Origin of the sequence: Granulicoccus phenolivorans DSM 17626 = NBRC 107789 = JCM 15570 (assembly GCF_000423085.1) — a bacterium.
In the GTDB taxonomy this organism is placed as follows: domain Bacteria; phylum Actinomycetota; class Actinomycetes; order Propionibacteriales; family Propionibacteriaceae; genus Granulicoccus; species Granulicoccus phenolivorans.
Genome location: NZ_AUHH01000009.1, coordinates 1 through 24035, shown reverse-complemented (window position 1 = coordinate 24035; position 24035 = coordinate 1). Strand labels below are relative to the sequence as shown.

21 protein-coding genes are annotated in these 24035 nt (G+C 69.7%); 15 read left to right on the top strand and 6 right to left on the bottom strand.

What is annotated here, in order from left to right; all coding sequences use genetic code 11:
- The first annotated feature begins 68 nt into the window (after positions 1 to 68).
- The 3 genes from rfbB to G531_RS0104330 are packed head-to-tail and all read left to right on the top strand — an operon-like array spanning position 69 to position 3146.
- Complete coding sequence (rfbB, locus tag G531_RS0104340) at positions 69 to 1067, top strand: dTDP-glucose 4,6-dehydratase (protein WP_026926309.1); 999 nt, start codon at positions 69 to 71, stop codon at positions 1065 to 1067.
- Positions 1067 to 2407 carry a sugar nucleotide-binding protein gene (locus tag G531_RS20370; protein WP_035757485.1) on the top strand — a complete coding sequence of 447 codons (1341 nt, stop codon included), beginning with the start codon at positions 1067 to 1069 and terminating at the stop codon, positions 2405 to 2407. The genes rfbB and G531_RS20370 overlap by 1 nt, the downstream gene beginning before the upstream one ends.
- A 4-nt stretch (positions 2408 to 2411) precedes the next feature.
- Positions 2412 to 3146: a glycosyltransferase family 2 protein gene (locus tag G531_RS0104330; RefSeq protein WP_162143139.1), complete on the top strand. Its 735-nt coding sequence runs from the start codon at positions 2412 to 2414 to the stop codon at positions 3144 to 3146.
- A gap of 14 nt (positions 3147 to 3160) precedes the next feature.
- On the opposite strand, the gene G531_RS20365 is transcribed toward G531_RS0104330, so the two are convergent.
- Entirely contained in the window at positions 3161 to 4144 is a 984-nt protein-coding gene (locus tag G531_RS20365; RefSeq protein ID WP_162143138.1) for a glycosyltransferase family 2 protein, read from the bottom strand.
- 146 nt (positions 4145 to 4290) lie between these two features.
- Between G531_RS20365 and G531_RS20360 the strand changes: the two genes are divergently transcribed.
- Positions 4291 to 5163: a glycosyltransferase family 2 protein gene (locus G531_RS20360; RefSeq protein ID WP_035757407.1), complete on the top strand. Its 873-nt coding sequence runs from the start codon at positions 4291 to 4293 to the stop codon at positions 5161 to 5163.
- Positions 5160 to 7058: an ABC transporter ATP-binding protein gene (locus G531_RS20355; RefSeq protein ID WP_051215031.1), complete on the top strand. Its 1899-nt coding sequence runs from the start codon at positions 5160 to 5162 to the stop codon at positions 7056 to 7058. Before G531_RS20360 ends, G531_RS20355 begins: the two co-directional genes overlap by 4 nt.
- 4 nt (positions 7059 to 7062) lie before the next feature.
- On the opposite strand, the gene G531_RS20350 is transcribed toward G531_RS20355, so the two are convergent.
- Entirely contained in the window at positions 7063 to 7887 is an 825-nt protein-coding gene (locus G531_RS20350) for a glycosyltransferase (protein WP_162143137.1), read from the bottom strand.
- A 217-nt stretch (positions 7888 to 8104) separates the two neighbouring features.
- Here G531_RS20350 and G531_RS0104305 point away from each other — a divergent pair, with 217 nt between their 5' ends.
- Genes G531_RS0104305 through G531_RS0104295 form a run of 3 tightly spaced genes read left to right on the top strand, consistent with a single transcriptional unit; the run spans position 8105 to position 10949 of the window.
- Positions 8105 to 8980, top strand: a complete 876-nt coding sequence (locus G531_RS0104305) for a glycosyltransferase family 2 protein (protein WP_211221763.1) — start codon at positions 8105 to 8107, stop codon at positions 8978 to 8980.
- Entirely contained in the window at positions 8977 to 9957 is a 981-nt protein-coding gene (locus G531_RS0104300; RefSeq protein WP_026926306.1) for a CgeB family protein, read from the top strand. The genes G531_RS0104305 and G531_RS0104300 overlap by 4 nt, the downstream gene beginning before the upstream one ends.
- Positions 9936 to 10949: a hypothetical protein gene (locus tag G531_RS0104295; RefSeq protein ID WP_145978575.1), complete on the top strand. Its 1014-nt coding sequence runs from the start codon at positions 9936 to 9938 to the stop codon at positions 10947 to 10949. Before G531_RS0104300 ends, G531_RS0104295 begins: the two co-directional genes overlap by 22 nt.
- On the opposite strand, the gene G531_RS0104290 is transcribed toward G531_RS0104295, so the two are convergent.
- Entirely contained in the window at positions 10946 to 12040 is a 1095-nt protein-coding gene (locus tag G531_RS0104290) for a hypothetical protein (RefSeq protein WP_026926304.1), read from the bottom strand. The genes G531_RS0104295 and G531_RS0104290 overlap by 4 nt on opposite strands.
- Positions 12037 to 13020 carry a glycosyltransferase family 2 protein gene (locus G531_RS20345; protein ID WP_051215027.1) on the bottom strand — a complete coding sequence of 328 codons (984 nt, stop codon included), beginning with the start codon at positions 13018 to 13020 and terminating at the stop codon, positions 12037 to 12039. Before G531_RS20345 ends, G531_RS0104290 begins: the two co-directional genes overlap by 4 nt.
- A gap of 114 nt (positions 13021 to 13134) precedes the next feature.
- Here G531_RS20345 and G531_RS20340 point away from each other — a divergent pair, with 114 nt between their 5' ends.
- From G531_RS20340 to G531_RS0104265, 4 genes are read left to right on the top strand one after another with little or no spacing between them, the layout of a single operon-like run.
- The gene (locus tag G531_RS20340; RefSeq protein WP_051215026.1) at positions 13135 to 14202 is read left to right on the top strand and encodes a glycosyltransferase family 4 protein; all 1068 of its coding nucleotides are present in this window, start codon (positions 13135 to 13137) and stop codon (positions 14200 to 14202) included.
- Between the two features lies 1 nt (position 14203).
- Positions 14204 to 15355, top strand: a complete 1152-nt coding sequence (locus G531_RS0104275) for an O-antigen ligase family protein (RefSeq protein WP_026926303.1) — start codon at positions 14204 to 14206, stop codon at positions 15353 to 15355.
- Entirely contained in the window at positions 15352 to 17520 is a 2169-nt protein-coding gene (locus G531_RS25610) for a glycosyltransferase family 4 protein (RefSeq protein WP_145978573.1), read from the top strand. The genes G531_RS0104275 and G531_RS25610 overlap by 4 nt, the downstream gene beginning before the upstream one ends.
- Positions 17492 to 18940 (top strand): sugar transferase, encoded by a 1449-nt coding sequence (locus G531_RS0104265; protein WP_051215025.1) that lies wholly within the window; start codon positions 17492 to 17494, stop codon positions 18938 to 18940. Before G531_RS25610 ends, G531_RS0104265 begins: the two co-directional genes overlap by 29 nt.
- Here G531_RS0104265 and G531_RS0104260 read toward each other — a convergent pair.
- Entirely contained in the window at positions 18934 to 20010 is a 1077-nt protein-coding gene (locus G531_RS0104260) for an acyltransferase family protein (protein ID WP_026926301.1), read from the bottom strand. The two genes, G531_RS0104265 and G531_RS0104260, sit on opposite strands and share 7 nt — an antisense overlap.
- A complete protein-coding gene (locus G531_RS20330) occupies positions 20007 to 21611 on the bottom strand; it encodes a tyrosine-protein kinase domain-containing protein (protein WP_051215024.1) in 1605 nt (534 codons plus the stop codon). Before G531_RS20330 ends, G531_RS0104260 begins: the two co-directional genes overlap by 4 nt.
- Before the next feature lie 185 nt (positions 21612 to 21796).
- Here G531_RS20330 and G531_RS0104250 point away from each other — a divergent pair, with 185 nt between their 5' ends.
- From G531_RS0104250 to G531_RS0104240, 3 genes are read left to right on the top strand one after another with little or no spacing between them, the layout of a single operon-like run.
- Complete coding sequence (locus tag G531_RS0104250; protein WP_145978571.1) at positions 21797 to 22633, top strand: nucleotidyltransferase family protein; 837 nt, start codon at positions 21797 to 21799, stop codon at positions 22631 to 22633.
- Positions 22626 to 22898 carry a PqqD family protein gene (locus G531_RS20325; RefSeq protein ID WP_035757399.1) on the top strand — a complete coding sequence of 91 codons (273 nt, stop codon included), beginning with the start codon at positions 22626 to 22628 and terminating at the stop codon, positions 22896 to 22898. The genes G531_RS0104250 and G531_RS20325 overlap by 8 nt, the downstream gene beginning before the upstream one ends.
- Positions 22898 to 23404: an arsenate reductase/protein-tyrosine-phosphatase family protein gene (locus tag G531_RS0104240; RefSeq protein ID WP_035757395.1), complete on the top strand. Its 507-nt coding sequence runs from the start codon at positions 22898 to 22900 to the stop codon at positions 23402 to 23404. The genes G531_RS20325 and G531_RS0104240 overlap by 1 nt, the downstream gene beginning before the upstream one ends.
- The last annotated feature ends 631 nt before the right edge of the window (positions 23405 to 24035 follow it).

Sequence of the window (24035 nt, the reverse complement as noted above, 5' to 3'; positions counted from 1 at the left end):
GGGTTCAGTCTGGCTTATCGCTCACTTCGATGCGAAACGAACCGAATCATCCCCCTAGGATGACGGCCATGCAACGGATCCTGGTCACCGGCGGCGCCGGATTCATCGGTTCGAATTTCGTGCGGTTGGCGGTGGCGAACACCGATCGGCACATCACGGTGCTGGACGCGTTGACCTACGCCGGGGACCGGGCCACACTGGCGGAGTTGCCGCCGGACCGGGTGGCGTTCGCGCACGGCAATGTCGCCGATGCGGACCTGGTCGACCGCTTGGTCGCCGACACCGACACGGTGGTCCATTTCGCCGCCGAATCGCACAACGACAACTCCCTGCGCGATCCGAGCCCGTTCCTGACCACCAACCTGATCGGCACCTACACCCTGCTGGAGGCGGTCCGCCGGCACGGGGTCCGGCTGCATCACATCTCCACCGACGAGGTGTACGGTGACCTCGAACTCGATGATCCCGAGCGGTTCACCGAGGCCACCGCGTACAACCCGTCCAGCCCGTACTCGGCGACCAAGGCCGGCTCCGACCTGCTGGTCCGGGCCTGGGTCCGCTCGTTCGGCGTGCAGGCGACGATCAGCAATTGCTCCAACAACTACGGGCCGTGGCAGCATATCGAGAAGTTCATTCCGCGCCAGATCACCAACGTGCTCGACGGGCGGCGCCCGAAGCTGTACGGGGCGGGACTGAACGTGCGCGACTGGATTCACGTCGACGACCACAACTCCGCGGTGCTGACCATCCTGGAGCGGGGTGAGTCGGGCGAGACCTACCTGATCGGCGCCGACGGCGAGGTCGACAACAAGACAGTGATCGAGACGATCCTGCGGTTGATGGGTGAGCCGGCCGACGCGTACGACCACGTCACCGACCGGGCCGGGCACGATCTGCGGTATGCGATCGACTCGACCAAGCTGCGCACCGAACTGGGCTGGCAGCCGCGGTTCTCCGATTTCGAGGCGGGCCTGGCGGCCACGATCGACTGGTACCGGACCCACGAATCCTGGTGGCGTCCCCGCAAGGAGGCCATCGAGGCCGCGTACGCGAAGGCGGGTCAGTGATGGCCGGCGCCCTGGCGGTCCGCGAGACCGCGATTCCCGGGCTGTTGATCGTGGACCTGCCGGTCCACGGCGACGCGCGCGGCTGGTTCAAGGAGAACTGGCAGCGGGCCAAGATGACCGCGCTCGGCCTGCCCGACTTCGCCCCCGTGCAGCAGAACGTCGCGCACAACGAACAGGTCGGGGTCACCCGCGGCATCCATGCCGAGCCGTGGGACAAGTTCGTCTCGGTCACCAACGGGCGGATCTTCGGCGCCTGGGTCGACCTGCGCGCCGGGGACTCCTTCGGGCAGACCGTGACGGTGGAGCTGGGGCCGGAGACCGCGGTGTTCGTGCCGCGCGGGGTCGGGAACGCGTACCAGACCCTCGAGCCGGGCACCGGGTACGCCTACCTGGTCAACGACCACTGGAGTGCCGCGGCGAAAGCGTCCTACACCTTCCTGAACCTGGCCGACGAGACCGCCGCGATCGCCTGGCCGATCCCGCTGGAGCAGGCCATCCTGTCCGAGGCCGACCGGGCCCATCCGCGGCTGGCCGAAGTCACCCCGTTCGCGCCCCGGCGTACCGTCATCATCGGCGCGAACGGACAGCTCGGCAAAGCTCTGCAGCCGCTGTTCCCCGACGCGACCCTGCTGGCCCGGCCCGACTTCGACCTGCAGCACCCCGACACCCACGACTTCACCGGGGTCGGCACGATCATCAACGCCGCGGCGTACACCGCCGTGGATCGGGCCGAGACCGAACGAGCCGCGAGTTGGGCGAGCAACGTGACCGCGGTCCGCAAGCTGGTCGGGATCGCCCGGGAGCACCGGGCCCGGCTGGTGCACGTGTCCAGCGACTACGTCTTCGACGGAACCCAGCCCGAGCACACCGAGGACGAGCCGTTCTCCCCCCTCGGGTTCTACGGGGTGACCAAGGCCGCCGCCGACGAACTGGTGATGACCTGGCCGCAGCACTACCTGGTGCGCACCTCCTGGGTGGTCGGCGATGGCGCGAACTTCGTCGCCACGATGCAGAGCCTGGCCGCGCGTGGGATTGCCCCGTCGGTGGTCGACGATCAGCACGGCCGACTCACCCACACCTCGACCCTGGCCGGGGCGATCAAGCATCTGCTGGACACCGAGGCGGCGTACGGCACCTACAACGTCACCGACGACGGCCCGACCGAGACCTGGTTCGCTATTGCTCGCCGGGTGTACGCCGAGGCCGGCGTCGACCCCGCCATGGTTTCGCCGACCAGCACCGAGGAGTACGCCCGGGGCAAGGCGATGGCCGCTCGGCCGCGGCACTCCACGCTCAGCCTGGCGAAGTTGGGCGCGACCGGATTTCGTCACCATGGCTGACGAAATGAGGATCGACGAGACGACAACCGGACGGTTCTCGGTGCTCATTCCCACCCTGCAGCGCTCGGAACACCTGCCTCAGGTCGTCGATACCTGCGCGGGACATCCTCGTGTTCTCGAAGTGCTCGTCATCAACAATGCGCCCGACCCGCTGCACTGGGATTCCCCCAAGGTGCGCGTGCTGCAGCAGGAACGAAACATCTTCGTCAATCCGGCCTGGAATCTCGGCGCTCGCGAAGCGCGCGGGGAATACCTGGCGATCGTGAACGACGACGTACTGTTCGATGCCGCAGCTTTCGACGTGGTGGGAAAGGCGCTGTCCCGCGGCCTCTTCGGCGTCATCGGACCGGATCGTTCGGCATTCGCCGAGGTCAGCGGTACGCCACGGGTGACGCTGGCCCGCGCCAGCACCACCTCATTCGGCTTCGGGGTGTTCATGTGCCTGCGCCGCCGGGATTACTCCCCGATCCCGGAGTCGATGCGAATCTGGGGCGGCGACGACTGGTTGATCATGGCGCAGCGTCGACCTCCGGGTGCGATCCTCGGGGTCCGCTTCGAGACCGAAATGGGGTCGACCACCCAGACTCCCGAGATCCAGAAGTTGCGCGCCGAGGAGCAGGCCGAGGCGGACCGAATCCTGACGCCCCTGGAAGGCACACGCTGGTGGGAACACCTGGTCCGTGCCGTCGAGGGGGTCCGGCTGGCGCGTCACCGCCTCCGACAGCACCTGCCCCGCTGATCCGAGGAGCGCCCCTACTTCCGGGTCGCACCCTCGTCGCTCACCTGCGACCAGATCTCGGCCCACTGCCTGGCATGGCGCCAGTGACACTCCCGGAGCTCTCCCCGGGGAATCCATTCCATGATCTCCGGCGCCCGCCCGTTGAGCAGGTCGCTCCAGGCCGTGCGCAGGTCTGCGTCGTCCAGCAGGGCCAGATCCCGCCAGTGGTCGCCGCCGGTGTCAGAGTCCGTACGCCGCCCGCGAGCAAGATCCATCGCCGCAGCCCCCAACCGGATCTTGCGCTCGAACTGCTCGAACGACCGCCACGGCGTATGCAATACCCGAAGCCGCTCGGTCGGCCGCCCGGGCCGAAACACTGCATGATTTCCGTGGTGGAGGTATGCCAACCGATGCCAGCGGAAAGCCACCTTCTGCAGCCGGGCCGGGCTGGTGTCCAGACGCCAGCCACCCCCTTCCGGCGAGGGAAACGCGTTGTGGACGTGCGCGACCGCGATCGGGCTGGCGAGGGACCGCAACGAGTCGATCAGGCTGCCCTCGAGCCCGAACCAGAATTCGTCCCCATCGAACGGGACGATCCAGTCCGCCCCGGCACCGGCGGCCCTACGCGCGAGTTCGGTCAGCTTGGCCGCTTGGAAGAAGGCGGGCTCCCGGTCGTCGACCAGATACACCCGCGCATCGTTCAGGCCTCGAATCACCTGTGCCGTGCCGTCGACCGATCCATTGTCGGCCACCAGAATGCCCGCCACGCCTTGATCCAGCAGGTGCTGCACAGTGTCCCCGATGACGTCCGCCTCGTTGCGAACCATCGTGACCGCCCACACACTGCCTTCCTGCCGTGAGCGTTCCGGCAACTCCGGAAGGTGCAATCCAGCCACTGCCAGCTGCCGCTCGCGGCGCAGTTTCGGATCGGTGCGCGCGCGAATTCCCTGGCGGAGTTGACCCAGATCACGGGTGGCGAGCAGCCCCTGATGTTTGGTTGCCCGCGCGGCTGCCAGCACTCGCTCACTCCACCACATGGGGCCATCCAATACCATCACCGGCGAGTGTCCAAAACGGCGATTACCGGGAAGACTCACCGTGATCCGGGACACGTTGCACCGGTTCGGATCAGGCGTTCCGAGGAATTTATGGCACTGTAATCCCCATGCCCGAGAGTCCGATCGCGAGCGTGGTTATTCCGGTGCGAAATGGCGCCGATGTGCTCCATCTCGAGCTCGCCGCGTTGGCCGTCCAGCAGACCGACTATCCCTTCGAGGTCGTGGTGGCCGACAACGGCTCCACCGACGCCACCCGTACCGTCGCTGAATCCTGGGGCGACCGGCTGAACCTGCGCGTCATCGACGCGAGCGGCCCGGCGAGCGTCTCGACCGGGCGCAACGCCGGCGGTCTGGCGGCGCGGGGTCGCTACGTGATGTTCTGCGATGCCGACGACGAGGTCGAACCCGGTTGGGTCCAGGCGATGGTGGACGGGCTGCAGACCGCCGACATCGTCAGCGGCAAGCTGCAGTTCGGCAAGGTCAACACCCCTGAGGTGGTCGAATGGTACGGCTATGCCGATTCCACCGGTCTGCCCACTGCACTCGATCATCGCGAGTACGCCATGGGCGGAAACATGGGGATCCATGCCGACCTCTTCGCCGAGTTGGGTGGCTTCGACGAGACCTACCGCGGCGGCCAGGAGGAGGTCGACTTCTGCTGGCGCGCCCTGGAGCGGGGCGCGACAATCGGTTTCGCTCCCGATGCCGTCCTGAACTACCGACTGCGCAAGTCCTACAAGGGACTGCGACGCCAGTTCTACCGGTACGGCTGGAACTATGCGAAGTTGTACGCCACCTGGCGGGACCACGGCATCGAACGCAACAGCCTGAAAGCAGAGATCCGCAACTGGCTGATCCTGGCAAGCCGGATTCCCGGCCTGAACACCGAGAACAAGCGCGGTCGCTGGGTGAAGAACGTCGCGTGGGGCATCGGCCGAATACGCGGCAGTATCCATTTCCGGGTACGGTGCCCGTTGTGACCGACGCCCAGCCCGCCGCCGATTCGGGACGCCGCTCGCGCCCGGCCGGCGTCAACCTGATGTTCGATCGCTCGACCAAGATCCGGTTCCTGCTGGTGCTGGTCGGATCGGTGCTGATCGCGTTCGCCGAAGTTGCCGGTGTTGCCGCGGTACTGCCGCTGATGGAGCTGCTCACCGGCATCCAGGCCGGCGGGCTGCTGGACCTGTTGCGGGGCTGGTTCGGAAACCCGCCGCAGGACCGGCTGGCGATCTACATCGCCGCGATCGTGGTGCTGGCCTTCGCGATCAAAGCACTGCTCACGATCGTCATCCGCTGGTGGTCCAGCGGCGTGATGGCCCGCCAGCAGGTCGCCACCTCGACCCGGCTGTTTCGCTATTACCTGCGGGCTCCGTACCAGTTGCACACCCGGCGGGGCACCTCCGACCTGATCCGCACGATGAATGACGCCGTGGGGCAGGCCTATTCACAGACCGTCCAGGCCACCATCAGCGCCACCGCCGACCTGATCTCGATCCTTGCGCTGCTGGTGGTCCTGCTGATTGCCGCACCGGGGCCCGCGCTGGTCGCGGTCGTCTACTTCGCGGTCGCCTCGCTGTTGCTGCAGCTCTACATCCGACCGCGGGCCCACCGGGCCGGTCAGCAGGTATTGGAGTCCTCCCGCGAGGTCTACATGGCCGCGTTCCACGCGCTCGGCGGGATCAAGGAGATCAAGATCCGGCATTCCCAGGAATGGTTCCTGGCCCGCTACCGGAAGGCCCGCTGGGACTCCGCCAGCGCCGGCCGGATCGCCTCCTTTCTGACCGAGTTGCCCAAGCACATCCTCGAGGTGATGTTCGTCCTCGGCATCGGCGTGATGACCGCAGCCATCTTCGCCGGTACCCCGAGCCAGCAGGCGATCACCACCCTGGCGCTGTTCGCCACCGCCGGGCTGCGGATCCTGCCCTCCATCTCCCGGTTCATGGGGTCGCTGACGATGATCCGATCCGGTCAGGAGGCCTGGGACCTGGTCGTCTCCGAGCTGGCCAACGCCGAGCAGTACCCGACCTCCCCCGACCCGGACGCGACGCCGCTGCCGTTCACCGACCAGGTGCGTTTCGAGCACGTCCGGTTCCGGTACGACGACGGCACCGCCGAGGTGCTGCGCGGGATCGACCTGACCGTCCCGGCGGGGAATTCACTGGCGATCGTCGGCGGCTCCGGTGCGGGGAAATCGACCCTGGTCGACATACTCCTCGGACTGCACGACCCGACCTCCGGGCGGGTGCGCGTGGACGGCGTCGACATCGCCGGCGACATGGCCGGCTGGCAGCGCAATGTGGCGATGGTGCCGCAGGAGGTCTACCTGTTCGACGTCTCGCTGGCGGAGAACATCTCCTTCGACACCCCGCGCGCGCAGATCGACCCCGACCGGCTGGCCGAGGCGATCCGCGGCGCCCAGTTGGAGAGCTTCGTCGCCGACCAGCCCGAGGGCGTCGATACCGACTTCGGCGAACGCGGCTCCCGACTCTCCGGCGGTCAGCGACAGCGGATCGGCATCGCCCGAGCCCTGTACCGGGACCCGAAGCTGCTCGTCCTGGACGAGGCCACCTCGGCGCTGGACAACGAGACCGAGCGCCGGGTCACCGAGACCGTGCAGGCGCTCAGCGGCCGGATCACCGTCGTCGTGGTCGCCCACCGGCTCTCCACGGTGCGTCACTGTGACCGGGTCGCCTTCCTCAAGGAGGGCCGGGTCGAGGCGTACGGCACCTTCGACGAGGTTCGGGAGCAGAGCGCGGAGTTCAATCACCTGGTCGAGCTGGGACGCCTGGAGGGTGAGGCGCCGGTGCCGGCGTCCTTCCAGGAGGTCATCGACGAGGTCGAGGGCGACCGCGATGCGGTCGCCGACCCGCGCTGAACCGCTACTGGTAGTCGGTGAAGCGGGGCCGGATCCGCTCGTCGATGATCAGCCGGTCGGCGTACTTGAGGCCGAGGGGTTGGAAGATGTCACCCAGGATCCCGGTCCAGCGGATCGGATAGCCCGGGTTGTCGCCGCGCGCATCGCCGGGATGTTCGGCCAGGCGGGGCGCGAAGGCGTCCAGCCGCCGGTTCAGTTCGGCGAACCATTCGGTGGTCAGCGGAGTCCGGCTGCGCAGGATGACGGCACTGGTTCCGATCAGAATCGAGTGGTAGCGGGCGATGTCCCGCCCGACCGGGCCGGGGAGGATCGCCGCCATCCGGGACGACAGTTCACGAAAGCCCAGGGCCCACTTCGTCGGCTCTGCTGCCAAGAGTTCGAAGCTGGGCAGCCAACCGCGGTCGATCGGTTTGATGTCGCAGTAGCCTCCGCCGTAGTGGTGCAGCAGATAGCAGCGCAGGTAGTCCGAGCGGTGCACCAGCGAGAGATTCTCGTACGCGGGGTGCAGCGGCGCTTCGGGCAGCACCCAGTCGGCGAGAGTGTCCCGGGTGACCAGGCGTACCTCGAGTTCGGGATTCTGCTCGATCAGGCTGGCCAGCCCACGTTCCCGGTTCGGGGTGAGTGGGTTGTCTCCGGTCCAGCAGCACCACAGCACCCGCGGCAGCTCGCTCGGCAAGGATGCCACCGGCGGGTCCTGGGTGATGAACTCCCCGGGGTAGCGGGCCGGGTCGAAGCGGTAGGGTCGCACTTTCGCCCACGCGGTGAACGCGGCATCGTGCACCTCCCAGGCCCGGGCGGTCGTCCAGCGCCGGGCATGCTTATTGATCACAAATCCTCGGTGCTTGATCTGCTTGGCAGCGTGTATCGCCATTTCCCCGACCGACATTCCTTGACCCTTTCCCCCTGTGCAACCGAATCCTGCCAGCGCGGGAATCTCCGTGTTGGATCGGTCCCAGGATCGGCTCCGATTGTCTCGGTCGAGCGGAGATATGCCAGACTGCGACCAGTCCGAGTCGGAACCGGGGGGATCTGTGGCATCGGTCAGCGTGGTTATTCCGCATTTCGGCGACCCTGCACCCACTCAGGAATTGGTCCGGCAACTGCTGGCCCAGCAGGATTCGCCGATCGTCGAGATCATCGTCAGCGATGACCACTCCCCCACCCCGTTCCCGCCGGCGCCCGGAATCCGCGTGATCCACCGGGAGACCAACGGGGGCTTCGGGGCCAACGTCAACAGCGGTGCCGCCGCGGCCACCGGGGAATACCTGCTCATTCTGAACAGTGATCTGGAGATCGGGCCCAGGTTCGTTGCCGACCTGGTCGAGGCGGCCGCTCCCTGGCAACCCTGCGTCGCGGGGTCCGCCATGGTCGATCCGGCCGGGCATCCCGCCCCGACCGCGCGTCACTTCCCCACCACGGGTCACCAGGTCACCGAGTGGCTGACCCCGCTGGCCCGTTTTCGCGACCGGCGGCCCCTGCACGAGGCGGTGGGCCACGACACCCGCGCGGTCCGGGGGGCGACCCTTCCGGTGGACTGGCTGGTCGGCGCCGTGCTGCTGATCCCGACCCGGGTCTTCCGTGACGTCGGCGGGTTCGACGAACGCTTCTTCATGAACTCCGAGGAGGTCGACCTGCAGCGGCGGCTGCGTGGGGTCGGGATCCCCTCGATCTACTGCGGCACGGTCAGTGTCACCCACGAGTCCGGTGGCTCCAGCGACCCGGGTCGGCGGCGTACCTGGCTGGTCGACTCGCGGCTGACGTACGCGAACAAGTGGGGCGGCCGGCGGCGCCTGCAACTCGGCCTGACCGCGGCGAGCGTGGCCAACCTCGGCTGGAATACCACCCGGCGGCTGCGGGGCGTCGACGTGGCGCCGGTCGCAACGCTGCGCTCCGAACTCGATCTCATCTGGGGCCGGCGATGACCGCACGGCGGATCCTGCTGATCAGTCCCGCTTTCCACGGCTACCACCGCGCGATTGCCGACGCCCTCCGGGCGCGTGGCCACCGGGTCACCACGTTGCAGTACGACCGCCTCGCCAATCCCGTGCGTCGGGTCCACAACAAGCTGCGCCGGGAGGGATTGCGGATCGGCCAGGACCCCTCCACGAAGGCGGCGCTGGACGCCCTGCAGTCGAATCCCGACCTGGTCCTGGTGGTTCGGGGTGACCACATCGGCCAGGCCTTCTGGGAGACGCTGGACGAGCGCGGGATTCCGCGCGCCCTGTGGATCTATGACGAACTGCGCCGGATGGAGTGGACCCCGCAGCGGTTGGAACTGGTCGGGCCGATCGCGTCCTACTCACCGCTGGACGTCACGACCCTGACCGAGCAGGGCTTCGAGGCGATGCATCTGCCGGACGCCTTCGACACCCGGTGCGAGTTCACTCCGAAGCCATCACCGGAGATCACGTTCGTGGGCGCCAAGTATCCCCGCCGGGAGCAGGCCCTGCTCGCCCTCGATGCGGCCGGTATCCCGGTCCGGGCCTACGGGCGGGACTGGTCCCACGCCCCGCTCGACCGGCTCCGGACCCGGAACCGCCCCCGACCGGACATCCCGGCCTCTCCCGAAATCTCCCGAGCCGAGGCGTACGCGGTGATGGCCGGCTCCCAGGGCACCATCAACATCCACGGGGACCAGGACGGATTCACCATGCGCACCTTCGAGGCACCCGGAGTCGGCGGGGTGCATCTGGTGGACCGTCCCGATATCGAGCTCCACTACGAACCCGGCATCGAATGCCTGGTGTTCACCAGCGACGAGGAACTCGTGGACCTGTCGCGCCGGCTGATCAGCGACCCCAAGTGGGCCGACGGGATCCGGGAACAGGGCCGCCGGCGCACGCTGGCCGAGCACACCTTCGACCATCGCATGGCCCAGTGGGAGCAGCAGTGGGGGTGATGTTCCCGCAGGACCTCGCGGGCTGGCGACGCTGGCACGAACAGCGGCGCCCGCTACGGGCGGTCCGGGCGGTGAAGGATCGGGTGCGCCCTCGGCCACCGGCTCCCGGCGTGGTCTGGGTGCGGGGCAGCGACCCGCGGACGTTGGCGATCCTCGAGTCGGATTCCATCACCGGGCGGCTGGCCGTCCTCCAGCCCCTGGCGTCGTTGGACTCGGCAGCGGTGCTGGCTCCCACCGGCGTGGCGGTCCCCGGGTTTCGGGCCGGCGACCTCGGCCTGGCTGACGTAGCCCCCGAACGAATCCTGGCCATCGGGCACTACCTGCCGCTCGGCGCGGAGGCGTACGCCTGGTCCCGGCGGTCCGGCGCGGAATTCTGGGTGGTGCAGCACGGACTGCTCACGCCGTGGGCTCCCCCGCTGCCGGCCGAGTCACGCCTGCTGGCCTGGACCGCGGCGGATGCGGCGTACTGGACCGCGGGCCGCGACGACGTCAGCACCGCGGTCGTGGGGTCGCAGTTGTTGTGGCAGGCCGCCCAGCAACCGACTCCGGAGCCGTCGGCGCGGCCGGTGTGGCTGGGCCAATTGCACGGCACCGAGATCGATCGGCGGGCGATGGCCCGGGTGTCGGTCGAGTTCTGCCGGGAGTTCGACGCGACCTATCGGCCGCACCAGTCGGAACGCGACCGGCTGTCGCGCTGGCAGCACGCGCGGTGGCAGCGGCAGGGGCTGCGGATCGATTCCGCCCCCGCGCCGTTGGCCGAGGTCGGCGGGCCGGTCGTGGCCGCGTTCTCCACCGGCGTCCTCGAAGCCGCCGCCCGCGGCAGTGAGGCCTGGGTGCATTTCCCGGAGCCACCGGCCTGGTTGCCGGAGTTCTGGGAACGGTACGCGATGGCCCGCTGGGGTGGTGCCGCGCCGACCCCGTCCCCGGTCACCGCGTCCGGGACCGAGCCCGCCACCGCCGTGACCGACCTGCTCCGGGCCCAGACGGCCTAGAGCCCGGCCCAGCCGAGCTGCTGCAGCACGGTGTCCCACGGCAGCCGCAAGTAGTAGCCGCCGGCCTCGGGCAGGATCACCACGGCCGGCAGCAGCACCAGCAGGACGCCGAGGACCCCGAGCAGCCGCGGATCCGCTGCCTGGTGGCGACCGAGCCGGGCGTACCATACCCGCAGAATGCCCAGCAGGGCGGCCAGCGAGCAGGTGACGAAGACCCGGGTGCCGTCCAGGGTGAGCAGGCTCGCGCCCGCCGGGAGCAGCACCACCGCCGCCAACGCCCACCAGGCCCGGCGCTCGGCCCGCGCCAGCTGGGCGATCAGCACGACCAGGACCAGCCAGAAGATCCCCAGGAAGGCGTACGCCGCCAGCGGCCACACCCCCAGGAACAGCCGGACCCCCAGCAGCATCTTGGCCGGATCCGACAGCCACCCCAGGCGGGACCCGTCGCCGGTCGCGGCGCCACTGAGCCAGACCTGCAGCCCGGCCCAGGCCGCCAGGGCGACCCCGCCCCAGATCAGGCCGCGCAGCCACAGCTCCCGCGCCCGCAGCGCCAGCCCGACCCCGATCAGCGCCACCGCGGCCACCAGGCACTGCTCCGGATTCCCGAGCACCGCCAGCACGATGCCCAGCGGCCACAGCCGTCGCCCCAGCACCAGCAGCGCCGACCCGGCGAGCAGCCACAGGTCATAGTGGCCGAGCATCGACAGCGAGGTGGCCAGCGCCGGGGACGCGGCGATCAGCAGCACCGCAGCCCGGCGCCAGGCGCCGGCGGCCCGGGTCTGTCCCACCAGCGCGCCGAGCACCACTACCCAGGCCAGCCCGCCCAGGGCCCACCACAGGGCATCGGGCCGGTCGGCGACCAGCTTCGCCACCAGGACCGAGCCGAGCGACGAGCTGAACGATCCGGTCGGTTCGGGGAACGCGGCCCCGGCGGTCCGGATCGGCACCAGGAAGGCCGGCCCGACCCCGGACGGGCCGATCCGCACCGCGCCGATCCCCAGCACCAGGACGCAGAACACCGCGAACGGCAGGCGCTCCAGCCAGCCGCCCAGCCGCGTCATCCCGGCGGCAACGGTGTCCCCGACCGTCATCGGGTCTGCTCCGCGGCGATCTCCCGCAGCTTCTGCGTGGTCCAGCCAGTGCTGACCGCACCGGCCCGGGCGCCCGCCCGGCCGGCCGCCTCGACGGCCAGGGCGATCAGCTTGCGCGCCACCGGGGCCGGCACCCGCCGAATCACCGGGTCCAGGGCACGCCCGGCCCGGGCGCAGGCCGCCTCGGTCGACAGCACCCGGGCGGTGACCGCGACCAGGACCTCCCAGGGAGTCCGCGGGCGCTGCGGCAGCCGGGCGGCCTCGGGGTGGCGTTCGGCGAACCGGCGGCGGGACTCCCCGGCCAGGTACGCCCGCGGCACCCGCCGGGCCACCTCGTGGATCGGTCCGCGGTGAGCCACCTCCAGGGCCGGGTCGACCAGCATGGTGACCCCGGCCCGGTGCAGCCGGTAGCCCAGTTCGGAGTCCTCCCCGTAGCCGAAGCTCTCGTCGAATCCGCCGGCCGCCGCCCAGGCCGCCCGGTCGATCGAGGCGCAGGCCGCCCACAGCGTCCAGCGCTCCTCCGGGGCCAGTGCGTACGCCCGGGCCCGGGACTGCTGGTTCGCCGGGCGGGCGTACACCTCGACATAGCGGTTGACCGGATCGAACACGTCGCGGGTGACCGAGATCACCCCGACCGGGGTGTCCCCGGTGTGCTGGGCGAGATGCCCGGCCAGCCAGCCGGGCCCGGGGGTGAGGTCGTCGTCGCAGCGGATCAGCACCCGCCCGGCGGCCGCGGCGTACCCCCGATTCAGGGCGGCGGCCACCCCGCGCTGCGGATCCTGCACCAGCCGGCGTACCGGCAGCCGATCGGCATACCCGGCCAGGACACGCTCGACCGCCTCCGAGGGCCCATCCAGCACCACGATGACCTCGAAATCGCCGTCGAACTCCTGACCAGCCAACGCGTCGAGCAGGGCCGGCAGCCGATGTTCCCCGCGAAAGGTCGGAACAATGATGGATACTTTCGGTTGCTTCGGCACGACTGTTCCGCCACCCCTTTTCGGTTCCTGTTGCGGCTGATTTCCTGAGCCGAATGCGCTCGGGATAATGTCCCGATCAGGATTACTGTCGCACAGACCTGCCGGGGGGTACGCATGGCGCAGCCATGGACGTTGTGGGTACTGCCGACCAGTGCCCTGGGCGGGGTCGCGCGGCACGCGCTGGACGTGGCGCGCGTCGGGATTCCCGGGTATCGGCTCGCGGTCCTGGCGCCGGCCGGCCCCCTGCTGGGGCAGCTTCAGGAACTCGGGGTACCGACGATCGAGGCCGAGTTCGGTCCCGAGCACGGCCTGCGGGCGTCCCGGGCGAGTCTGCAGCATGCCGTCGACGCGTTGGCCCCCGCCGTGGTGCATTCGCATCTGGCGTACGCCGACGTGGTCACCGCCCTGGTGCGTACGCCCGGCGTCCGGGTCAGCACCGAACACGGGATCGCCGCCGACGACCTCGTCTATCACGGCTCCCGCACTCGGGCCACGGTGATGGCCCGGGCCCATCAGGCCCGCACCGCCCGGTTCGCCGCACTGATCGCGGTCTCGGCCGCAACCCGGCAGGCGATGCAGGCCAAGTGGCATCCGCGGACACCGATCACGCTGATCCGCAACGGAATCGACCCGGTGCCCGCCACCCCACAGCCCGGGCTGCGCGTCGCCTCGATCGCCCGGCTGGCGCCGGAGAAGCGGATCGACCAGTTGCTGCGCGCGTACGCCCAGCTGGCCGACGAACCGGGCGCGACCCTGACCATCGCCGGCACCGGCCCGCTGGCGGGTGAACTGAAGGCGCTGGCGGCCGAGCTCGGACTGCAGGTGGCGTGGCCCGGACACGTCGACGCCGCCGAGCTGCTCGCCCGAACCGATGTGCTGGTGCAGCTGTCGGTCTGGGAGAACTGCTCGTACTCCCTGCTCGATGCCGCGGTGCGCGGGGTCGGGGTGGTTGCTTCCCCGGTCGGTGGGAATCCCGAGATCGTGCCCGACCGGTGTCCGGTCGACCCGGGCGATCCGGGCGCGGTTGCCGCCGCGATCCGGACCCAGGGACAGGACCTGTCCGCCCGTCCCGTCCTGACCGAGTGGCCCACCGTCGCCGAGATGGGCGCCGACATTGCCGGTGTCTATGACCGCGTACTGCACCGACCGGTCGGTCCCATCAGCTACGCAGGAGCACACTGAGATGGCCAAAGCACCCCTGGCGTGGGACCTCGGCGAGGAGACCGAGAAGGCCAACCAGATCCGGCGCCTGGACTTCATCCTGTTCGCGCTGCTGGTGTTCGACGGGGTCGCCCTGGTCGTCGCGCCGCTGAACGAGATCGCCTTCGGTCTGTTGGCACTGCTGGCGCTCACCCGACGTCCGGACCGCAAGGTCCCCCTGTTCTTCCCGGTGTTACTGGTGGGCCTGGTCGGCGTCATCGCCGTCTCGGGCTTCCTCAACCACGTGGACGGGACGCGCCGGGTGCTGCACCTGGTGTTGTACGCCCTGACCGCGATGTTCATCGCCTCGGGCCGCGTCCACCTCAAGTCGGCTGCCTGGGGCCTGTTCGCCGGGCTGGCGATCAACCTGGTGTGGGGACTGGTGTTCATCACCACCGCCCCCTACCCGAACCGGCTCGTGGGCTTCATCATGGACCCCAATGCCGCCGGGTTGATCTTCACCACCCTGGGCGCGGTGGCGCTGTCCCAGATTCCCCCGGGCCGCTGGCGGGTGATCCTGCAGATCATCGTGGTGGTGGCAGTGGTCGCCACCTTCTCCCGCACCTCACTGCTGGCCCTCGGGCTGGGCTATGCCTGGCTGATTCTGGGGCACCGAATCCATCCGATTCTGGGTACCGGGGTGCTGGGCGGGCTGATCTACGGCATCGCAAACCTGCCCGACACCTGGATCCGGATCGGACCCTGGGCCGAACGCACCGGCAGCGATCTGCTGCGCGACCGGATCCTGATCCAGGAGCAGATCATCGTCGCGCAGTCCCCGGTGTACGGCACCGGCCCGGGCACCGCCAAGGTCCAACTCAGCGAGAACGTCCGCCTGTTCTTCCACTCCAGCTATCTCGCGCTGCGCGCCGAGGGCGGCTGGATCGCCCTGGTCTGTCTGATGGCGCTGTTGGTAATCCTGTTCTGGCGGCTGCTGTGGCTGGGCAAGCAGCGCTCCCCCTGGCTCGAGGTCGCCATCATCGTGCTGCTGACCTGTGCGACGAACATCGGCGAGGCCCTTCTCACCCTGCAGGCCGCGGTGGTGCTCGGGTTCGCGATGCGGCATCTGATCCTGCAACGCGAGGAGCCCGACCTGATCCCGGCGCACTACCGCAATCGCTGGGAAAAGCTGTGAGCCTCCCCTCCGCCACGAGCCAGACCTTCGCCACCAACCTGACATTCGCCACAAACCTGACCTTCGCAACAAACAACGGCGACATCGGCGGCGGCGAGGTGATGCTGTTCGAGCTCGCCGAGGCGGCGCGCGAGCTCGGCCATCAAGTCACCATCGTCGGCCCCAGTCACCCCCGCGAGGTCGTCGAGCAGGCGCTCGACCGCGGGTTCGCGACCGTCGAGATCACCGCCCGAACCCGGCCCCAATACCTGCGCGGACTGCGTCGCTGGGACGCCACCGAGCGTCGCGGGGTGCTGTGGTGCAACGGACTCGTCCCGGCTCTGGCCACCGCCGGACACCGCGACCGGATCGTGCATCTGCACCGAATGCCCAGCCCCCGACAGCTGCCCGCCGCCCGGCTGGCCCGGCTCGGGGCCCGGGCGACCGTGGTGCCGTCCCAGTTCCTGGCGGACCGGTTTCCCGGCGCGGACGTGCTGGCGAACTGGACCGAGCCGATCCCGGCCCCCACGGTGCGGCAGCAGCCCCCGGGCCCGGTGCGGGTCGGCTTCCTGGGCCGCCTGGCGGTGGAGAAGGGCATCGTCGAGTACGCCCGGGCGGTGCGCCAGTTGCAACGCGACCAGCCCGGACGGTGGCTGGCCCGACTCGGCGGCGAGAGCAGATTCACCGACCCGGAGCAACGGCGTACCGTCGAGGCGGAGTTGGCCGACCTCGACCCGGTGGACCGGCTCGGTTGGGTGAATCCGGCGGACTTCTTCGCCGAGGTGGACGTCCTGGTCGTCCCGTCCCGCGCCGAGGAGTCCTTCGGCCTGGTCGTCGCCGAAGCGCTCGGCCACGGCGTGCCGGTGGTGATCAGCGATGCCGGGGCGCTGCCCGAGGTGGCCGGCCCCGACCATCCGTGGGTGGTTCCGGCCGGCGACCCGGTCGCGCTGGCCCGGGCCATCACCGCAGCCGCAGCGTCGGGCCCGACCCCGCAGGGCCGGACCCGGTGGGAACAGCACTACTCCCCCGAGGCGGGTCGGGCCCGCTTCGCCGAACTGCTGCCCCGGGTACTGCCGGCGCCGATCGCCATCGCGCACGACTATCTCACTCAGCGGGGCGGGGCCGAGCGGGTCGCGCTGACCCTGGCCGAGGCCTTCCCGGGTGCCCCCCTCTACACCACGCTGTACGAACCCGCCGACACCTTTCCGGAGTTCGCCGCGATCGACGTCCGCCCCAGCTGGCTGAACCGGTTCGGTGCGCTGCGACGCAACTACCGCGCCGCCCTCCCGCTGCTGGGCCTGGCCGCCGCGACCCACCGGATCGACGCGCAGGTGGTGATCGCCTCCACCTCGGCGTGGTCCCACGGGTTTCCCACCCGGGGCCGGCGGATCGCGTACTGCCACTCCCCGGCCCGCTTCCTGTATCTCAGCGAGGAATACCTCGGTGGTCCGCTCCACCGCTCCCCGAAGGGGTGGCTGTTGGCAGCCCTGCGTCCGGGACTGCGCCGCTGGGACCAGCGCGCGGCGAGCCGGGTCGATACCTACCTGGCCAACTCCACCGTGGTCCGCGACCGGATCGAGCGGTTCTATCACCGCCGCGCGACCGTGGTCCCCGCGCCGCACAGCATCGATCCGAGTGGCCCCCAGGAGCCGTTCGCCGGGATCGAGCCCGGCTACTTCCTGGTGGTGTCCCGGCTGCTGCCGTACAAGAACGTCCAAGTGGTGATCGACGCGTTCCGGGCCATGCCGGCCGAGCGTCTGGTGGTGGTCGGCACCGGCCCGTACGAAGGGACCCTACGTCGGGACCTGCCGGACAACGTCACGCTCGCCGGCCGGGTCGATGACGCGCAGCTGCGCTGGCTGTACGCGCACGCCGAGGCGCTGATCGCGATGAGCTTCGAGGACTACGGACTCACGCCGCTGGAGGCGGCCTCCTTCGGCCGGCCCACCATCGCGTTGCGTGCGGGAGGCTTTCTCGACACCATCATTGACGGATGCACTGGTGTATTGTGCGACGAGGCAACAGCTGATTCCGTACTGAGAGGCATTCAGGTGAGTCGGGGGACTCACTGGTCACCGGAGCGGATCAGACAGCACGCCACCATGTTCGACCGAACTCATTTCGTCGGGCAGGTGACAGCGCTCCTGGAGGGGGACCATGAGCAACACCCAAGCACGCAGAGGTAGTCCACGACTCACGCGGCACCACCGCGGCAGGCTGGAGTCACTGGCCCTGCTCACCATCGACGGGCTGCTGATCGCGCTGGCCAATCTGGCCGCCGTCTACGGGCGCACCGGCGTGCGCTGGCCGAGCAATGCCACCAACGTGGTGGAACTGGCCGAGCAACTGGTGGTTCCGGTCACGCTGACGTGGGTGCTCATCTCACTGTTGCGCGGCGCCTATCGCGCCGACACCCGCGGAACCGGGACCAAGGAGTACACCATCGTGCTCCAGGCCGGCCTGCTCACCGCGAGTCTGCTCAGCGTCTGGGCGTACCTCTTCCAGGTGCCGCTGTCCCGCGGCTACTTCGCGCTGCTCTTCCTGATCGGGATCCCGCTGCTGCTGGTCGGTCGAGTGGTGATCCGCCGGGTGATCCATCGCCTGCGGGAGCGCGGTTTTTTCGCGAACCAGGTGGTCGTGGTCGGGCAGCCGCAGCGGGTTGCCGACCTGATCAAGGTGCTGGATCGAGAGTCCTGGCTCGGCTACCAGGTCCGGGCCCAGATCCTGCCGGCGCGGACCGAACCGACCAACGCGGCCGTCCCGGTCTCGGGGACCCTCGACGACATCGTCGCCGGGATCGAGGCAGTGCGCTGCGACTCGGTCCTGTTCACCGAGGGAGCCTTCACCGAATCGGCCGACTTCCGTCGCCTGGTCTGGGAGTTGGAGGACAAGAACGTCGACGTGATCCTGGTCCCCGGGCTGAGCGACATCTCCGCCGACCGGGTCCGGATCCAACCGGTTGCCGGTCTGCCCCTGATGCACGTGGAGCGGCCCGGATCGGTTGCGGCCAACCGGGGGTTCAAGCGAGCCTTCGATCTGACCGTGGTGCTGCTCGGCCTGCTGCTGGGATGGTGGGTGCTGGTTGCCGTGGCGATCGCGGTCAAGCTCGGCGACGGCGGCCCGGTGCTGTACCGGCAGATCCGTGTGGGCCGCGAGGGCAAGCTGTTCTCCTGTTTCAAATTCCGGTCCATGGTCCCGGATGCCCATCTTCGGGTCCGCGAGCTCCAGCAGCACAACGAGGGGTCCGGAGTTCTGTTCAAGATGAGCGGCGATCCCCGGATCACCCGGGTCGGCCGGTTCCTCCGCCGGTATTCGCTGGATGAGTTGCCGCAGCTGTTCAACGTCCTGCGCGGCGAGATGAGCCTGATCGGGCCGCGTCCGGCGCTCCCGGACCAGGTGGCCCGCTACGACGAGGACATGCGGCGTCGGCTGCAGGTGCGTCCCGGCCTGACCGGGCTGTGGCAGGTCTCTGGTCGCAGCGACCTGTCCTGGGAGGACACCGTCCGTCTCGACCTGTACTACGTGGACAACTGGTCAATGCTGCAGGACCTGAGCATCCTCGGCCGGACCCTGCATGCGGTCATCATCGGTCGCGGCGCCTACTGAGCACTCCCCCAGCGGGGCCGGCGGAACAGCCACCACAACGGCTTCCCGAGCAGGGTGGTCAGCAGCAGGGGGCCGCCGATCCCGGCCGCCGTTCCGGCGACCAGGTGCAGCCACACATCGGTGACGCCCAGCCGGAGCAGCACGACCCGGACCCCGGCGGCAAAAGCGATATGAGCCAGATAGATCGGGAGTGAGTCGCGGCCCAGCCGGGCGAACCAGTCGAGCTGCCACCGTCGGGCGATCGCTCCGGCCAGCAGCAGCACCACCAGCACAGCCAGAACCGAACAGAGCACGCCGAGAAGCACCGACGTGGGCCCGTACGCCGGACCGGTACTGGTCGGGGGCAACGCCCACGGACTGAGCACCACGATCAACCCGGCCGCGGCCACGAGCACCGCGACGGCCACGGCCGGACGATCCAGGAGCCGACCGGCCACCCGGGCCCAGCGCTCGTACCCGCACAGCGCGCCGAGGACGAAGAACGGCAGCAGCGCCCCGCCGGCGAACATGATCTGGTCCTCATGTCCCCAGGCGGCCAGCCCGACCACGATGCTGACCCCGGCCACCAGCCGGGGCCGGCCCGACAGCGCCGAAACCCCGAGCACGGTCCCCAGGGCGAGCGTCGGCAGGAACCACAGATGCCCGATCGGCACGAAGATATTGACCACGTCCAGCCAGGTGACCGGATTGTTCTTCACCGATGACGTGGCCACCTCCAGCCCGCCCTGCAGCAAGGTCCACAGCAGATAGAGGTACGCGAAATCCGCGAGTCGGGGCAGCAGGTACGCCCGAGCGCCCCGCTGCCGCACCGGGCGGGTCATCAGCAGCCCGGACACCCAGGCGAACACCGGCAGGTGGGTCAGATAGACCACCCGATCGACCGCCCGCAGCCCGCCGGCCAGCTCCGCTGGCACCAGCCCGGCGGTGAACACACCGCGCAGGACATGGCCGAAGACGACCAGGAGCATCGCCCAGCCCCGGGCCAGATCCAGCGACTGGTCCCGGGTCGGCCCGGTCGCCGTGGCCCCTTGGGTGGGGCGCCGCGCAGTGTCCGCCGGCGGAGTGGTCACAGCGCCCGGCGCGGGCGTTCCTTGTCCCCGCCACCGCGGGAGTCGTCACCGTTGCGGCTGTACTGGGAGGCCTTGGGCGCCCGGGCCCGCGGCGGGTTCTCCGGCTGACTCGCCACCTCCACGCCCACCCCGGCCGGGACGGCCGGCTGGGTCCGGGTGATCTCGGGCTCGGTGAACTGTTCGGTGCTGATGGCCCGGGCCGGACCGAGCACCGACGTCGTGTCATCGCGCATCGGCATCGGCTGGGTGGAGCGCAGCACCGAATCCTCGAACTCCGCGGTGTCCTCCACCATCAGCATCGGGACCTCTTCGGTCATCGCATGCTTGCGGTTGCGGTAGTAGTAGTCGTTCTTGTAGGTCCGGTAGCCGTACCCGTACATGACCGATCCGAGCTGACGCTGCGGCACAACGTTGAGTACGGTCCCGAGCAACCGGCCGTTCACCTGCTCGAGCACCTTGTTCGCCATCTTGACGTGCTCCTTGAACGTACGCCCGACCCGAATCACCAGCAGCGCCCCGTCCGAGGCGGCGGTGAGCAGTCCGGCATCGGTCACCGGCAGGATGGGCGGGGCGTCCAGGATCACCAGATTGTCCCGGGACAGCGCCTTGATCAGCGCAGCCATCCGCTTCGAGCCGAGCAGCTCGCTCGGGTTCGGCGGAATCCGACCGGCCGGCAGCACCTGCAGCAGCCGGCGCTCGGTGGCGACCAGGGCGTCCTCGATCGCGACCTCCCCGGCCAGCACTTGGGTCAGCCCGACATCGCCGTCGAGATTGAAGATCCGGGCCTGCATCGGGCGACGCAGGTCGCAGTCGATCAGGATCACCGGCTGGCCCGCGGCGGCCATCACCCGGGCCAGGTTGGAGGCGATGGTCGATTTGCCCTCGCCGGCGTGGGAGCTGGTCACCACGATCGACTGGGGCGGATTGTCCACGTCGACATAGCGCAGGTTGGTCCGCAGTTGGCGCATCGCCTCGGAGGCGACGCCGAGGTCGGTGGTGCCGCGCTGGCGCTGTTTGCCGATCTCGGAGGCCTTCGGGATCACGCCGAGGGCGCGGGAACCGATCAGTTCCTCGATATCGGAGACGTGCCGGATCCGGTTGTCGACACTCTTGCGCAGGAAGGCGATCAGGTACCCCACGACCAGGCCGACCAACGCACCGATGCCCAGGTTCACCCACAGGTTCGGCGAGACCGGAGACGTCGGCAGGGTCGCGTCCTCCAGCGGGACCAGCTTGATCACCGGTTCCCGGTCGGGATTCCCGCCGGTCTCCAGCTTGGCGGCCTCCTCGGCGGTGGCCCGGACGAAGGCGTCGGCGAGGTCCCGGGCCCGGCCCGGCTGGGAAGCGGTCGCGGTGATCCGGAGCATCGGCGACCCGTCGACCACCGCCGCCGTCGCGCTGTCGCGTACCGCGGCCCCACCCTCGGGGATGCCGAGTTCCTCGGCCACCCGGTCGGCCACGATGCCGCTGGTGACCAGGGGCACATAGGTCTGCGCGCGCTGCACCCCGAGGGTCTGGTTGGAGAAGGCCTCCCCCATCGAGGCGGCCGAGCCGGAGGTGATCAGGCCGGTCGCGGAGCTCTGATAAAGGGTCGGCTGCATTTGCGTCCAGACAAATCCGCCCGCAAGGCCCAGCAGTACGGCGACCACAAGGAGCATCAAATGTGCTCGGGTCATCCGTACGAAATCGAGTATGGTCACGCCAGCTCCCGCTCGGTCTTTTCAGGGTCGCTGCATTCTAAACAGGAAATGTCCCGGAACTGGCACTGACAGCTAGCATCAGCCCTGTGCCTGAGCTGTCGTTGCCCCTGCCGGTGCGGGTCCGGATGACCCATGCCGCCATGCAGTTCCTGGCCGACGAATCCGGCGCCGACTTATTGCACATCAAGGGGCCGGCCCTGGATCCGGAACTGGCCGCCCAACGGCCCCCGAGTTCGGACGCCGATGTGCTGGTCCGGCCGGCCCATTTGCGACGTTTCATTCGTGCCCTGGCCGGCACCGAGTGGAGCCTGCGGACCCGTTTCGCGACCGGCTCGGCCTTCGAGCACGCCGCGACCTACTGGAGCGAGGTCTTCGGCTACGTCGACGTGCATCGCTCGTTCCCCGGTCTGGAGGCCCCGGACACCTTCGAGGTGCTGTGGGCCGACCGGCATCCGGTCGACCTGGGCGGATATGCCTGCGCGGTTCCCGGACAGACCGCGCAGCGGCTGATCCTGCTGGTGCATGCCGCCCGCTCCGGCGGGTCCCGGGATGTCGGGATCGCCTGGGAGCAGGCCGACAGTGCCGAGCGGGCCCGGATCCGGCAGCTGGCCGAGCGGCTGGACGCCGAAATCGCGCTGGCCAGTGCCCTGGGGGATCTGGAGCAGTTCCGCGAGCACCGGGCGTACCGGCTGTGGCGTACCTTCGCCGACCCGAGCAGCACCCGCTGGGACGAACTGCGCGGGCGGGTCGAGGCGCACCCCCACCTGCTCGGCAAGGCGGGGATCCTGGTGCGGGCGCTGGTCCCGAATTTCGAGCATCTGCAGATGGCCGCCGGGCACCGGCTCAGCCGCCGCGACCGGGCGTACGCCTGGCAGGAGCGGTATCGGCGGGCCTGGCGGGAACTGAGGCACCGCCATGACTGAGGCAGCACGCCGCCTGCGCCGCCGGGCGTACGCCGATGTCGAGCACGACGGGGACCGCTTCGTGGCCCGGCTCCCCGATGGACCGGCGATGCGTCTGGTGGGTTCGGCCGGGGTGATCTGGGACTGTTTCGTCGACGGCGCCACCGCCGATGAGGTGACCGCCGAGGTTGCCGGCGCGGTGGGGCTGGCTCCCGACGCGATCGCGGCAGATGTGACACACTTCCTCGATGACCTCGTCCGCACCGGCCTGCTGGAGGTGACCTGATGCATCTGATGTTCGTGTGCACCGGAAACATCTGCCGGTCCCCGTACGCCGAACGCCGCGCCGCCCAGTTGGCCCCCGAGCTGACCGTCAGCAGCGCCGGCACCGACGCCATGGTCGGGGATCCGATGTATCCCGAGATGGCCGAGCAGGTGACCCGGCGCGGCGGTGATCCCGACGGGTTCATCTCCCGGCAACTCGATCCGGTGCTGGCCCGCCAGCCGGATCTGATCCTCACCGCCAGCGCCCGGCACCGCCGGTGGATCATCGAGGACTGGCCGGAGCTGGCCCGGCGTACCTTCACCCTGGATCAGTTCACCGGGGCAGCGGTACGGGTCGAGGACGCCACCGGCCCGGACCTGATCGACCGGGTGCATCGGATGCGGCCCCGGGCGGACCCGCTCGGTGACATTCCCGACCCCTACCGTCGCGGCCCGGCCGCCGCGGCCCAATGCGCCGACCTGATCGACCGGCACCTGACCCTGATCCTGCCCCGCCTGGTGGGCTGATCCGAGGCTGCGCGGGTCCTCCTGGCTGCTCGCAGGTTTCCCGACGGGTCCGCGGGCGCTCCTGGCCGCTCGCAGGTCCACATCCGGCCCGCGGCCCCTGCAGCACCCGCGCCACGGAACTCACCCCGCGCCACCGATCACAACCCGCGGACCCGAGTCGGCGCCGACCGCAGCCTCCATCCTCCTGGCTGCTCGCAGGTCCACATTCGGGCCGCGGCCCCTGCAGCACCCGCGCCACCGAACTCAACCCGCGCCGCTGAACATAGCCCGCGCGACCGAGCTCAACCCGCGCCACCGAACACAACCCGCGCAACCGAACTCAACCCGCGGACCCGAGTCGGCGCCGACCGCAGCCTCCATGACGGTCCGCGGGTCCCCCTGGCTGCTCGCAGGTCCACATTCGGGCCGCGGCCCCTGCAGCACCCGCGCCACCGAACTCAACCCGCGCCGCTGAACATAGCCCGCGCGACCGAGCTCAACCCGCGCCACCGAACACAACCCGCGCAACCGAACTCAACCCGCGGACCCGAGTCGGCGCCGACCGCAGCCTCCATGACGGTCCGCGGGTCCCCCTGGCTGCTCGCAGGTCCACATTCGGGCCGCGGCCCCTGCAGCACCCGCGCCACCGAAC

What these genes read in the sequence shown, in the direction of transcription:
- G531_RS0104265 (WP_051215025.1), top strand. Translation starts at nt 17,492, where the DNA reads ATGAGCAACACCCAAGCACGCAGAGGTAGTCCACGACTCACGCGGCAC.
- G531_RS0104300 (WP_026926306.1), top strand. Translation starts at nt 8,977, where the DNA reads ATGACCGCACGGCGGATCCTGCTGATCAGTCCCGCTTTCCACGGCTAC.
- rfbB (WP_026926309.1), top strand. Translation starts at nt 69, where the DNA reads ATGCAACGGATCCTGGTCACCGGCGGCGCCGGATTCATCGGTTCGAAT.
- G531_RS20360 (WP_035757407.1), top strand. Translation starts at nt 4,291, where the DNA reads ATGCCCGAGAGTCCGATCGCGAGCGTGGTTATTCCGGTGCGAAATGGC.
- G531_RS20370 (WP_035757485.1), top strand. Translation starts at nt 1,067, where the DNA reads ATGGCCGGCGCCCTGGCGGTCCGCGAGACCGCGATTCCCGGGCTGTTG.
- G531_RS0104290 (WP_026926304.1), bottom strand. Translation starts at nt 12,040, where the DNA reads ATGACGGTCGGGGACACCGTTGCCGCCGGGATGACGCGGCTGGGCGGC.
- G531_RS0104330 (WP_162143139.1), top strand. Translation starts at nt 2,412, where the DNA reads ATGAGGATCGACGAGACGACAACCGGACGGTTCTCGGTGCTCATTCCC.
- G531_RS20330 (WP_051215024.1), bottom strand. Translation starts at nt 21,611, where the DNA reads ATGCAGCCGACCCTTTATCAGAGCTCCGCGACCGGCCTGATCACCTCC.
- G531_RS0104240 (WP_035757395.1), top strand. Translation starts at nt 22,898, where the DNA reads ATGCATCTGATGTTCGTGTGCACCGGAAACATCTGCCGGTCCCCGTAC.
- G531_RS20325 (WP_035757399.1), top strand. Translation starts at nt 22,626, where the DNA reads ATGACTGAGGCAGCACGCCGCCTGCGCCGCCGGGCGTACGCCGATGTC.
- G531_RS20340 (WP_051215026.1), top strand. Translation starts at nt 13,135, where the DNA reads ATGGCGCAGCCATGGACGTTGTGGGTACTGCCGACCAGTGCCCTGGGC.
- G531_RS0104275 (WP_026926303.1), top strand. Translation starts at nt 14,204, where the DNA reads ATGGCCAAAGCACCCCTGGCGTGGGACCTCGGCGAGGAGACCGAGAAG.